Source organism: Candidatus Borkfalkia ceftriaxoniphila, from assembly GCF_004134775.1.
Classification (GTDB): Bacteria; Bacillota; Clostridia; order Christensenellales; family Borkfalkiaceae; genus Borkfalkia; species Borkfalkia ceftriaxoniphila.
The window spans coordinates 1,035,542-1,048,914 of sequence record NZ_SDOZ01000002.1; the positions used below are offsets into that span (position 1 = coordinate 1,035,542).

The following is a 13,373-nucleotide window of genomic DNA, read 5'->3' on the forward strand; positions in this document are numbered from 1 at the left end:
TTTTTGTAAATTTTTAAAAAAAGTATTGACAAATCAAGTTTTTTGGTATAAAATGCCCCCAGGGGCAAAAACAAGAGAAGGTTATCGGGCCATGGAAAAAACGATAGGAAGGAAGTTGATAGCAGAAAGGGCGGGCGTGTCTATGCGGACCGTCACGCGCGTATTGCAAGGCGATAAACTTGTGGCGGAGCAGACGCGTTTGCGCGTTCTGGAAGTGGTGGATGAACTTGGCTATACGAGGAATAAGATCGCAGGAAATCTCAGCCGCAACAAGAACAGTAATTTTGTCGTCGTGCTCGTGCCGGATATGTCGAATTACTATTATTTGGAAATTTTCGATTATCTGACCAAATTTTTCGAAAAGTACGATTACATCGTGTCGATATGCCGCATAAACGAGAATAATTTGTTCAAGACTTTCGACACTATGCTGGAAAACAGAGTCTCGGTCATCATCAATCTGGGTTTTTTCCCGATCAACGAAGAATATTTGAAAAAAATAAATTCCGCTAAGATCAAAATTATCCATCCCGGCGTAGGTACAGACCCCGTTCCCATCAATATCGATTATTCGGCGGCGATGGAGGAGGCGTTTTGTTCCTTTCTCGGCCGCGGCCTGAAAAAGTTTAAATTCGTTTGCGGCGGCGGAAAAAATTTTTTGGAAGACGGAAGGATTCGCTGTTTTTTGCAATTGCTCGAGAAATACGGGCTGGAAAAAAATGAAAACAGTATTATCTGGGGAGATTATCCCGCCAGCAATGCGATGGAAACTGGAGAAACTGCCGTAAAAAAAATTTATCAGACGGAAGAGCCCGACGTGATTTTCTTTTTGACGGACGCCATGGCATTCGGCGGAATGCAGTTTCTCACAAAGATAGGAAAAAAGATCGGGGAAGATATTTCGGTCATCGGTTTTGATAATACGCTGATGAGCAAATTTTGCGTGCCGCCGCTGAGTACCATTGATTCTTCTACCGAAATCGAGATCCAAAGATATATCACTTACATATTGGATAAAAATTTAAATAACGATACCATCGTATCGAAATTCATAAAACGGGCGAGTTCGGTTTAAGATCAAAATCACCCATAAATCGAAAAGCGTACGCTTTTGTTTTTTGTAAACAAAAAACAAAAAACAAAACGTTTTAGATGGCAAGGAAACGAAGGAACGGAAATGAAGACAAAAAAATTATTTATAGCGGGATTGATTGTTTCGGCAATCTTATTCATAGCGGCCTGCGCGATGGTCGCGGTTTCTGCGGTCGTATCGAAACAGGAAATGGATCTGGGGATCGACCTTAGCGGTTACAATGTAACGAAGATGCATACCGACAATGAAACCATCCGCGTTTTCGGCACGCAGGACGGCGAGGTTTTCGCCTCCGATCTCGAAGGGGAGATGTTGTGGGATGCCGGTGCGTTTTACACGAGTCCCGTTTACGAACTGGCGGTGGAGGGCGGCGACGTATTCGTCGTCTATGCCAACGGCAATGTGGTGCGCTTTTCTCTGGAATACGCCGCGTCCATAGAGGAAGGGGAGAGTTTTTCCGAAGCGAGCGTGTACTCCATAGGGACGTCTTTCAATACGAACGGAAACGTGAAAAACACGCAACTCATCGTCGTACCCGAAGAGGAGACCTTTTATCTGAGAGGGGTATTCAACGACATTTCGCAGATCAACAGGATCTATCGTTTTGAATACGGAACGGAAACGCCGCAGCGTCTGGTCGGTACTTCCAACAGCGTCGGCGGCATGGCTTATTCGGAGGGTACGCTGTATTATGCAATGCGCAGCACGGTGTACGCGGTTTCGGCGGAGGGAGGCGTAACATCTCTGCAAAACGTCAACGAAACGATCGTCGCGCTCTCTTGTTTCGAAAACGCTCTTTCGCTCGTCACGGCGCAGAACAATCTTTTCATTCTTCCCGAATACGGCGCGGGCACGCCGCAAAACTATGCGCTTTCCGTATCGCTCAATTCGGAATACGTCTTTTCGACGGGCGAAAATTTCACGGCGAAGATCAACAACGGCGGCGTTGCGATGATCGATTCGTCCTCGCATTCGGTCACGCTCTCCATGCGGGCGTCCGATTCGCTGAATTTGATCATGTGGACGGACGAAAGTTTTGTTCTGTACAACGCAGCCGATCTGAACAATCCCACGATCACTTATTATTCGAGCGATCTTGCCAGATCCAAGGAAGTCTTTTCAACCTTGCTCTACGTATTTATTGCCGTGGCTTTGGCGGCGCTGGCGGCGGGAGCGTATTTCGGGTTCGGCATCAATCCCGACAGCCGCAAAAAAATGCACGGGAAGGTGAAGGGTTTCTTCACGGAAATGGTGCGGCATAAATTCATTTACCTGTCGTTGGTGATCCCCTTTATTTTGCTGATCGTCTTTTACTACATTCCGATCGTTTTGGGGCTGGGGCTTTCCTTCTTCGAATACATACCGGGCGTTCGCCTCGTGTTTGCGGGTTGGGATAACTTCGTATCCGTCGTACTGAACACGCAGTTTTGGAACGCCTCTGCGACCATGCTCATATTTCTCATCGCGGACCTGCTGAAAGCGGTCATTCCTCCGCTGTTCGTGGCAGAGGCGATCATTGCGGTAAAATTCAAGCGGTTTTCCCTCGTCGTGCGGATTTTGCTGTTTTTGCCCGGCATTTTGCCGGGCGTCGCCACGACGCTCGTTTGGAGCGACGGTATTTTCGGCTCGACGAGCAACAGCCTGATCAACGCGTTCGTAGGGTTGTTCGTGCCGGGCTTTGCAAAGAACTGGATCTACAGCGCCTCGAACGCAACGGCGATCGGGTCGTTGATCGCCTTCGGTTTCCCGTGGGTGGGGTCATACCTCATCTTTTACGGCGCGGTTTCCGGCATCGACAAATCCTTGTTCGAAGCCGCAAAACTGGACGGCTGCGGATGGTGGCGCAGGATGGCGTCGCTGGATGTGCCCCTGATTTTTCCGCAGATCAAATACATCGTGATCACGGCGTTTATCGCGTCGGTGCAAAATTATACGTCGATCTACGTTCTATACGGCGTCAACGGTCAGATCAAGACGACTGCGCTGCTCGTGTACCGAGAGATCATCAATGCTAATTACGGGGTTGCGAGCGTAATGGGTTTGTTTATTTTTGCATTCCTGAGCGTTTGTACGGCACTGAACTTCAAGATCCAAATGAAACAAGGGGAGGAAGCATAAACATGGTTTCAAATTCTGAAAATACGGCTTTACGTCCCGCGAACGGCGAAAAAATAAAAAAGGGCTTTCGCCGCGGTATCGAGGGGCCCGTTGCCCAGACGATCCTGCTCGTCATCATTCTCATCATATTGCTTTTGACGCTTTTGCCCGTGCTGATCACGATGATCATGTCCGTAAAGAGTTCGCAGGATATCATGGCGTATCCGATCTGGACGCTTCCGCAGACGGGCTGGTATTTCTCCAATTACAGAGAGGCGTTTTCAGTACTTTCCTCTCCTATGCTCAATACGATTTTGATCGATCTGATCTCCACTTTCGTCACGCTGCTATTGAGTTGCTTTATCGCTTTTCTGTTTGAGCGTTACGATTTCGGCGGCAAAAAGACACTGTTCTTCTTTATTTTTGCCCCGATGATGGTACCGAGCGTGATCCTGCTCTCGCCCACATATATCGTGGCGGTGCAGTGGCTGAATCTGGGGAACAACTGGTTCGGACTGATCCTTCCTTACATCGCGGGCAACCAGATCGCGAGCATATTCCTTCTCCGCGTATTCATGCGGCAGCAGCCGGCTTCCCTTTACGAAGCAGCCCAACTCGACGGCGCAGGAGCGCCGCAGTTGTTCTTCTATCTGTGCCTGCCGCTTTCGGTGCCCATCATGATGATCCAGGGCATATCCATCTTTGCGGCAATGTACAACGACTATCTGTGGCCGTTGTTGCTGTACCAGAACGATCTGTCTTCGGGCGTCCTCATGCCGTATCTGCGGTCGATCGTGAACAACTACGCGCAAGGCGTGCAGTATGCCATGTATCTGGTGGCGGGCATCCCCCTTATCATCACCACCATCATCAGTATCAAATTTTTTGTCAGCGGCGATTTCGCCAGCGGGATGAAATTATAAAAATTATTCAGACAGGAGGTTTTCCATGAAAAAGTTTTCCAAACTTCTGGTGGCGGCCGTGTTGGCTCTTTCCCTCGGATTGACGGCAGCAGGCTGCGGCGGCAACGGAAATACGGGCGGAGACAACCCCGGCGGTGACAATCCCGGCGGTGACAATCCCGGCGGCAATACAGGCGTGACCGCGACGCTCGATTTTTATACTTCCGTAAATATCATCGAACAGTCCGCCTTGCAGCAGGTCGCAAACGCGTATTCGGATATGCAGTACGAGAAGGGGAACGATATCACCATTATGATCCGCAACAACACCGACCCCGCTGCGTATATGCAGACGCTGCGAACGCTCGTATCCAACGGCGTCAAAAATCCTACGATCGCCAACACGTCCGTCGTCGACGAGTACTACGGCACCGACAAGATCCTCGACCTTTCGGGATATCTGGAGGAGCCGAATCCCTACATAGAAGGCAATGCTGCCTGGATGGACGCGCTCGAAGAGGACGCGTACAGGGCGCGCCAGACGGGCGCTTCCACGACGATCCCCGGATTGAGTTATTCCAGCAACTACACGGCGGTGTATTATAACAAGGCGGCGGTGCTCGACGTGCTGGGCGACGATCCTCTCGTTGCCGAGGACGGTACCATCGACAATTCGAAGATCACGTGGGAATGGCTGCTGAACGCGTTGGAAACGGCGCAGAACGCGGACGCGAATTTCGACTATCCGCTCGGCTTATCGACGAGCGAACAGTCTTTCGGCTCGGATAGTTTCCATATCGGCGCTTCGGTCATCGAGGCGTATCTCGACCAGTATTTCCGCGATTTCCTGGACGTGGTGCATTCGAAAGAAGGCGATTACAGTTACATTTCGAGCATCGATTCGGTATGGAAATACGACGGATCGGACGGCTCGATCGACCTTCCGAACTCCTATACCTACAATATAAACCGCGTTGTGGATACCTATTTCAATCAGACCGGCTACAACCCGCTTTCCGAGCGCTATGAAGAGTTGATGGAAAATCTGTATACGCTTTTCTCTTACAGCGACCCCGAGGCCTCGTACAACGACGTATTCAATCGTTTCAACGAAACGGTCATCACGTACGAGGGAAAGGGCGGTTCGTACAGCGATATGAAACTCTTTTACATTGAAGATCTTACGTATATCCGTACGTACAGGGATGCCTTCAAGACAAGCGGCGCAGGCGGGGCTACGGTATACCCCACGGCGGAGCAGATCGCTTCGGAGATCGGATGGTTTATCCTGCCTGCGATCTCCTCTGACCTGGAAGGCGTAGCCGACAATCTGCGTCCCGAAGGCGGTCCGAACGAAAACTTCGGCGTTCTGAGCACGGGCGTTCAGTCTACCGATGAGATCGCGGTCGATTTCCTCCGTTATCTCATCTCTCCGACCGGTCAGGCGGCGATCTACGCCAGTTACGAATCCTCTAACTACGCGCCCATCAATATGCGCCAGTTGGTCAAGAACGTAACGATCCCCGAGAGCATCGACTATACGGATCTGATCAGTGCGGTGGGCGACTGTTCGAACAACCCGTACCGTTTCTTCGGCAAAGGCTCGGGCATGGATACCATCACCGCGGGCAGCAGCGGCGAATATGTTACCGATCAGATAGCGGCGGTGCTTTCCGGCTTTTTCCGCGGCGGCAATGCAGACTGGACGGCGCAGGCAACATCTTATTTCAATATCATCAAATCCGGCTTCGCCAATTATGCGGAAGAAAATAATTTTATCTACAACGATTATACGAAGGTTGCGGAGCAGACCAACAACCTCGTCAATTCGCCTTATTCTTCGGTAAGTTGAGGTAACGGGCCGTGAAAAAAATAGTGGCTTTGATCTTGGGACTGACGTTTCTCTTTGCCTTTGCCGCCTGCGGCGGCGGAGGCAAACAGTCCGGAACTCTGACGGGGACGCTGCGCGATTCGGATGATTATTCCACCGGATTCATGCGTACGTCGGCGACAGACGATTACGACCGCAGTTTCGGCGAAGTGACCGATTATAACGGAAACGTCGTAGGTATCTTTTACTTTTTATGGCTGAGCCAGGCATCGGTCACCACCAATGTCGATTCGTACATAGAGGACGGAAACGTCGAAGCGGTGCTGACGGGAGACGAGGTCGGCATGGCGCCCGCTTTCACCTATTGGGGCGAACCGATGTACGGGTTCTATCAGGTCGAGGATGAGTGGGTCGTGCGCAAACACGTGGAATTGTTCATCAACGCGGGGCTGGACTTCATCTGTTTCGATTGTACGAACAACGATTTTTATCAGGCAGCGGCAAAGGCCGTGCTCGACGTTCTTCTCGAATATGCCGAGATGGGCTACGACGTGCCGCGCGCCATGTTTATGACGAACAGCGATTCCACGCTGATGACCGAAAATATCTATAATGCGTTTTACCGCCGCGATACGTACGATGCGGTGTGGTTTTACGGGAACGGCGATAAGCCGTGGATCATCTCCTCCTATGCAGGCTCCAATGCGAACATTCTCGACCGCTTTTATTTCAAGCCCGCACAGTGGCCCAACCGTTCCTACAACGAAAACGGATTCCCTTGGATCTCCTGGCATTATCCGCAGGAAACGTATACGGATCGGGAAAACGATTACACGATCATGAGCGTATCCGTATCGCAGCATACGGGGATCGGCGGCTCTTTGAGCGACGCAGGCGTTTCGGGCATCAATTTTTCAATTTCCGGCCTGTTCGCCCCTTATAACTACGATACGCTTTCCGACAGTCTGAAAGCGCGGGTTTCTTCAGAAACGGCAACGAAGTACTACAATTATAATTGGGGAAGAGGTTATTCACACGAAACCGGCTCGAACGATTACGATTCCGCTCTCGCGAACGTCAATTTCGAAGAGCAGTGGGACAGCGCGTTGCAAAACGAGGACGTCAACCTCGTATTCGTGACGGGCTGGAACGAATGGATCGCGCAAAAACAGAGCAAGGATCCGCTTTTGGGGAGTTCTTACGGTTATTTTGTGGACACGTTCAGCACGGAGTTTTCCCGCGATATCGAAATGATGAACGGCGGTTATCTGGATAACTGTTATCTGCAACTGGTCGCGAATATTCGCGAATACAAGGGTGTCGGTTACGGCACGCAGGTCACTCGCAACGCGACGGTCGCAAAGGGAACGGATCTTTTCGACCTGTCGAATTGGTCTGCCGCTCCTGTCTATAAAGATCTGGTCGGCGAAACCGAACCCCGCGCGGCGCTCGGCGCGGGCGGCAATTATTATACCAACGATACGGGCCGCAACGACATTCAGGAGGTGCGCGTAGCCTCCGACGAGGAGTATGTGTATTTCCTCGTCGCGGCGGCGGAAGATATCACGGCCAAGGAAGCCGCAGACACCCGTTGGATGAACGTATTTATCGGCATCGAGGGGGCGGAAGGCGGCTGGAACGGGCTGCAATACGTGGTGAACCGCTCGCTCGACGGGACCACGGCCAGCCTGGATAAGATCGAAAACGGCGCGTATGCGTCCGTCGGTACGGCTGCGACCGTTGTTTCGGGCAGATATATGCTCGTGCAGGTCGCAAAGAGATCTCTCGGCATCGAAGGCGATGAATTCGGGATCGTATTTAAGGTGACGGATAATCTGCAAAAGGATTTCGACGTTACCGACCTTTATACGAACGGCGACGCCGCTCCCATCGGCAGGATCAATTACAGTTATTATAACGGATAAGGAGGTACAGATGAGTAAATTATTAAAGAGAATTTTCGCGCTTGTTTTTGTCGCCGTTTTCGGCTGCTGCTTATTGATCGGCTGTTCGACGACAAACGAGCCGGGCGGTGAAACGGGAGGGGACGACCCCGGCGGCAATACCGGCGGGACGGACGAAGACCCGCCCGGCGTCTATTCCTACGGCGAAAACTGGGCGGATACTTACGACGCCGCGTATACGCAATCTCTGCTCGATATGGGGGAACAGGGGTTCACCCTTTCGCAGATCGGGGGCACGGACGGCGCAGGCAGGAGTTTTTCCGCACACGGGACCAAAAAGGAATCCTCGAGGTATGTAGGCGTATTTTATTTCCTTTGGCTGACCGATTTCGGCGGGATCTACGACATTTCGAAGATCCAGGAAGAGAACGCCGCGCTGGCTACGGATACCATCCGCAACCCGCTGTGGGCGCTCCCCGGTTCGGAATACTACGACGCATCCGTTTCTCCTCTGTATGCGTTCCATTATTTTGAGGAGCCGCTGTACGGATATTATCAGAGCGACGATCCGTGGGTCATACGGCGTCATCTTGAATTGTTGGCGATGGCGGATATAGACTTTTTGTATCTCGACTTCACCAATGCGGGATTGAGCGGCGGCAGCGTAGTGAATATCTATCAGAAACAGACGTACGCCTTGCTGGATGCGATCCTGGAATTGCAGTCGAAGGGGTACGACGTGCCGCAAATCGTGCCGATGGTGTGCAATCCCTCTACGGGCGGCGGTACGCAGAGCATCACGAAGATCGTCGAGTGGGTATATGAAAATTATTACGCCCACGACGATTTCAAATACAAAAGTTGTTGGTTCACCGCCGACAAAACGCGCAACCCGAGCGGCAAGCCCTTGCTCGTGTGCTACGATTTCGACGAAAAATATCTTACGAACAGCGCCGCGGCCGATGCGTTCTGGATGCGGAAAGTGGTTTGGCCCACTTCGGTTTCGCAGAGCGACTTTGAAAACGGCTTCCCCTGGATGGATTATTCTCTGCCGCAAAACAATTACGGCGGGATCATGAACGTTTCCGTTGCGCAGCATTTGACAGGCAGTTGGTCTTCGGAAGCGTATCTCGCGCGTTCGCGCATGAACGCTTCGTATCAGTACCGCGGCAGGAGCGCGACTTCTTCGCAGAAATATGCATACGAAACGGACAGCGTCGAGCAGGCTGTTTACGGTCAGAATTTCGCGGACGAATGGTATAACGTCCTCCATTACGAGGGCGACGACGAAGTATGGATGGTCACCGTGACGGGCTGGAACGAGTGGGTCGCGCAGAAATACAACCACAACGGCGCAAATTCTTATGCGAATTTTGTGGATACCTTCAACATCGCTTTTTCCCGCGATATCGAAATGATGCGCGACGGCGGCTATTCCGATAACTTCTTTATGCAACTTGCGCAGAACGTCCGCGATTTCAAATACGCGGCGACGGGAAAAAATTCGTCTGCAGCCATGTGGATGCGCCAGAGCGTCGATTGGGCAAATGTGAGCGCCTGGGACAACGTTTCGGCAAAATACATCGATATTACCGCCGATGCGCAGGCCCGCAACTATTCGAGCGTGGCAAACGTGTATACCTATACCGACGATTCGGCGCGCAACGATATATCGTACCTTAAAATCGCGAACGACAGCGAATACCTCTATGTGCTCGTCGCTGCGGAAGACAAGATCAGCGAATATACCGCGGGGGACGATTGCTGGATGAATCTTTACCTTTCGACGGGCAAGGCCGGCGGTTGGGAAAATTACAATTTCGTGATCAACCGCAGTCCGTCCGGCAATAAAACCTCGATCGAGGCGCTTTCTGTGGGGGCTGACGGCAAAATCGTTGCGACTGCGCTCTCCGCACAGGCGGATTATGCGGTCAACGGGCAGTATATTTCCTACCGTATCCCGCTCGAAGCGTTGGGCGTTACCAGTGCGGACGAAATTCAGATCAAGGCGTGCGACAACATTTTCGGCGTAAAAGCGACCGATGAAAACGACGGGGTGGGCGTGTATTCGTTCGGCGATGCAATGGCGTTCTATTGCGGCGGCGACAGCGCACCCATCGGCAGACTGAATTACGTTTACCGTATGGCATATTAAGGTTTTCATTTTTGCGGCGGGGCGGAACAAGGGGAAACCCATACGCCGCTCCGCGCTTAAATACTAAATTTATAGGAGGAATTATGGCTAATTTACTGGCAAAGTCCAAAAAGTACATATTGTGTTTTTTGGCGGCTGTTGCGTTGATCTTCGGCGTTACGGGAGCCGCAATGCTTTCCGACGGAAGATCCGTTTCCGCTGCGGAAACAGGGCATTGGATGTCGCATAACGGCTCGGGGAATACTATTCAGAACGGATTGACGAAGTATACCGCGGCGGCGATCCTCGCAAACGACCAGAATATTTTGGAAATGGAGAATAATACCGTATATTTCCAGATGATGGTCGACACGGGCAGTGCATGGTCCGCATTTTCGTTTTTGAACGGCTTAGAGTCGGATGTCAACGACTGGAAGGACGTGGTGTGGACAGGGTTAAATGCGGGCGTCGATACGAAACCGCATATCATTTTCCAGAACGGTGCCGGTCAGGCGTACGGAAACGGAATTTCTCCCGTCTATGGGGTACGAAATGTGCCTTCCTTCTCGGATCGTCTGATCAGCGTTGAATTGCATATCGGCACAGGGGAAGGGGACGACGTGTCCTATATGAAACTGAACGGGAATATGCTCTTACACGAAACGAGCGACGTTTCCGCAATAAACTATATCACCGAGGCGGATTTCCCCAACGGTTGCTATTTAGGCATCCATATCAACTTAGCGGGAGATAGCAACCAGATCATTTATCTGGGCGAATACAATACGCCTTACGTAACTTCGCAGAGTGATGAACTGAACGATAAGATTCTGCAATACGATCCGGATTCTATTTCGGATAACCTCACGGTATCGGTGGCGAATCTTGAAGATGTTTCCGCCGCTACGGTGGAAATCAACGGGGCGGCTGTCGATAAACAGCACTACACGCTGACGTCTGATTCCGATTCCACGGCAAAACTCACGATCAAAAAGTCTTTCTGGACGAACGCCGCTTCTTTTGCCGCCGAAAATTATCTGACGATCACTTCGACCAACGGCAGCGCGTTTGTCGTTTTGGACGTTACCACGGGCGTTGCGCCCACATGGGTCGGCGATAATTACGTCGTCATTGACGAAATTGCCGATACGTCTTTCACGTTTAACAGCGTATATAATACCTATACGGCAGAATCGGTCACCATTCGCAGCGGTATTTACAGCGGCAGCACGCTCTCCGATCTGACCGCAGGGGAAGATTACACGCTGAGCGCGCCGGAGAAGCAGGACGATGATACATATGATTACACGCTTACCATCCGGGATACGTACCTGGAAGAGGCGCTGAAAACTTATTACGGAAGATATTTCCACATTTCTTTCGGCACCAATGCACTTACAGCCTCTCTCTATTATCAGCAGGATACCGAGGGGTGGGTGGCCCGTTCCGTCGATCTCGCTTCCGGTACGGCGCTGACGGCAGATGATTACTATACGACCGGCACCTTCAACAAGATGAGCACCGTGTCTCTGGCATCCCGTATCTATTACAACCGGGGGCTTGACGTCACCAAACCGATCGTGATCGAATTTGCAAGCATCCCCAGTTCGACGACCTGGGCAATGCTGAACGTCACGGACAGTTTGGAAACCATGGATTACTTCTCGGATAATACGAGAGAATCTTCTCAGTTGCAGGCGCTGTTTTTCGGCGAAGGCAGATCGGATATCCAGAAATTTTCCGGGTTCACCATCGGATCCGGTGAATCGACGAATGCAAGTTATCCGAAATCGGAAATGAAGGGCATCGTCGTGGAGATTTATTTCGGCAAAACGGCTGAAGAAAGTTATTTCCGCATCAACGGGCAGAATTGCGGCAGCCCGTCTGCCGTACAGAGCGATTTTTCGGACGGCGTTGCATACGTCGGCTGGTTCTTCAACGACACCAAGGGCGGTTTTAACTTCAAAGTGAACAGCAACGTCAACGCGGTAGCGGTCACTGCGCCCGTCGATGACAAAGCGTATGCGATGGATCTCGCCAAAGCGGCCGATTTCGAGATTTCGCTCATCAACGTGAATGCAGAGGGCGATATCACCGTCAAAGACGCCGCAGGCAATACCTTGGTCAAGGATACCGATTACACATACAGCAACGGGAAACTCGTCATCAAGGCTTCCTATTTCGGCAGGATCGACTTTACAAAAAGCAGCGTTATTTCCGTTTGGGATAACGTGAACAAAACGGGAACGCAATTCTCGATGGCTTATTCGTCTTCCAATATGAAGGATACGTCTGTTGCGTTCGTCACGGTAGGCGCTTTGACGGATGCCGTGTTTACGCTGGACGGCGTCAGCGAAGTTTCCATGGTCCTGGATAAGGACAGCAACGAGATCGATGCATCGCTGTATACCTTTAAAGACGGCACGCTGACTATTAAAAAAGACGTGTTGACGGACAAAGCGGGTGTTACGGAGTTCATGGTCGTGAGCGGTTCTGCCCTGTATCCCTGCTATGTGTATGCGGATGCGTTTGAAAACGGCGGCGTGAAGACGGAAGGGGACGGCTCCGTATCCAACAAGGACGGCACTTTTACGTTTGAGGGCGATGCCGTGTATACGATCATGCAGTCGGTTGATTTTGCGGCTGGGGCGGCATTCCTCGTAGATTTCACCTCCATTCCCGGTTATTACAACAACGGAAACGGAAAGACGGCGGGCTACGTCACGTTCGAATTCTATGATCCGTACAGCGGCAATACCTTGTATTACACGCTTTATTGCAACTATGCGGACGATGCCATTACGGATAACTATACGGCTCTTTACGAATCGTATTACATGGTCAATGAAGAAGGCGGCTACGTCATTATGCCGACGAGCAGAACGATCAATATCAGTAACTGCGAAAATCCTTCCGCTCTCGGAAAGCATGAGATCGTGTTCAGCTACAGCGACGGCGTGATGACGGTCAAGATCGATTCCGCCCGAGCAACGACGATCTCGTCGCTCGGTTCTTTCAGCGTTAGTTCTTGCGTCTGCACCGTGGCGGTGCCCGAAGGAACTGCGGACGGGAAAATGGCGTTGACTTTGAACTATTATGAAGGAACGGAAGTCCCCGACGTGACGCCCGGTCCCGGCGGCGACGATGACGACAAGCCCGACGATAACCCCGGCGGCGATACGACCGACGATGTCGAGAAAGGCGGTTGCGGCGGTGCGGTCGTAGGTACCGGTACCGTAGCGGGCGGCGCCTTGCTCCTCGCGGGGATCGCGGTGCTTATGAAAAAACGCAGCCGTTCCAAATAATCAAGAATATATTGAGGGCGAACAAAAAAGCGATCTATTTTATAGATCGCTTTTTTTCTGTAAAATAATGCTTTGTTTTACAGAAATCCGCATCGCCTGCTCACGTG

General features: G+C 51.5%; 7 protein-coding genes. All 7 read left to right on the forward strand.

Going from position 1 to position 13,373, the window contains the following annotated elements; all coding sequences use genetic code 11:
• The first annotated feature begins 91 nt into the window (after positions 1-91).
• The 7 genes from ESZ91_RS04930 to ESZ91_RS04960 all read left to right on the forward strand — a co-directional run bounded on the left by ESZ91_RS04930 (position 92) and on the right by ESZ91_RS04960 (position 13,266).
• Positions 92-1,075, forward strand: coding sequence for a LacI family DNA-binding transcriptional regulator (locus tag ESZ91_RS04930; RefSeq protein ID WP_161971059.1), 984 nt, complete (start codon positions 92-94; stop codon positions 1,073-1,075).
• A 102-nt stretch (positions 1,076-1,177) separates the two neighbouring features.
• The gene (locus tag ESZ91_RS04935; RefSeq protein ID WP_129224697.1) at positions 1,178-3,211 is read left to right on the forward strand and encodes a carbohydrate ABC transporter permease; all 2,034 of its coding nucleotides are present in this window, start codon (positions 1,178-1,180) and stop codon (positions 3,209-3,211) included.
• A 2-nt stretch (positions 3,212-3,213) separates the two neighbouring features.
• Positions 3,214-4,113, forward strand: coding sequence for a carbohydrate ABC transporter permease (locus tag ESZ91_RS04940; protein WP_129224699.1), 900 nt, complete (start codon positions 3,214-3,216; stop codon positions 4,111-4,113).
• Positions 4,114-4,138: 25 nt separating this feature from the next.
• Positions 4,139-5,944 carry a hypothetical protein gene (locus ESZ91_RS04945; RefSeq protein WP_129224701.1) on the forward strand — a complete coding sequence of 602 codons (1,806 nt, stop codon included), beginning with the start codon at positions 4,139-4,141 and terminating at the stop codon, positions 5,942-5,944.
• A gap of 11 nt (positions 5,945-5,955) precedes the next feature.
• Entirely contained in the window at positions 5,956-7,848 is a 1,893-nt protein-coding gene (locus ESZ91_RS04950) for a hypothetical protein (RefSeq protein WP_129224703.1), read from the forward strand.
• 10 nt (positions 7,849-7,858) lie between these two features.
• Entirely contained in the window at positions 7,859-9,982 is a 2,124-nt protein-coding gene (locus tag ESZ91_RS04955; RefSeq protein ID WP_129224705.1) for a hypothetical protein, read from the forward strand.
• Between the two features lie 83 nt (positions 9,983-10,065).
• Entirely contained in the window at positions 10,066-13,266 is a 3,201-nt protein-coding gene (locus tag ESZ91_RS04960; RefSeq protein WP_129224707.1) for a hypothetical protein, read from the forward strand.
• Positions 13,267-13,373: the final 107 nt, after the last annotated feature.

Bases quoted from the DNA above. Each gene is read 5' to 3' on its own strand.
- ESZ91_RS04930 (WP_161971059.1), top strand. From the start codon at position 92: ATGGAAAAAACGATAGGAAGGAAGTTGATAGCAGAAAGGGCGGGCGTG.
- ESZ91_RS04935 (WP_129224697.1), top strand. From the start codon at position 1,178: ATGAAGACAAAAAAATTATTTATAGCGGGATTGATTGTTTCGGCAATC.
- ESZ91_RS04940 (WP_129224699.1), top strand. From the start codon at position 3,214: ATGGTTTCAAATTCTGAAAATACGGCTTTACGTCCCGCGAACGGCGAA.
- ESZ91_RS04945 (WP_129224701.1), top strand. From the start codon at position 4,139: ATGAAAAAGTTTTCCAAACTTCTGGTGGCGGCCGTGTTGGCTCTTTCC.
- ESZ91_RS04955 (WP_129224705.1), top strand. From the start codon at position 7,859: ATGAGTAAATTATTAAAGAGAATTTTCGCGCTTGTTTTTGTCGCCGTT.
- ESZ91_RS04960 (WP_129224707.1), top strand. From the start codon at position 10,066: ATGGCTAATTTACTGGCAAAGTCCAAAAAGTACATATTGTGTTTTTTG.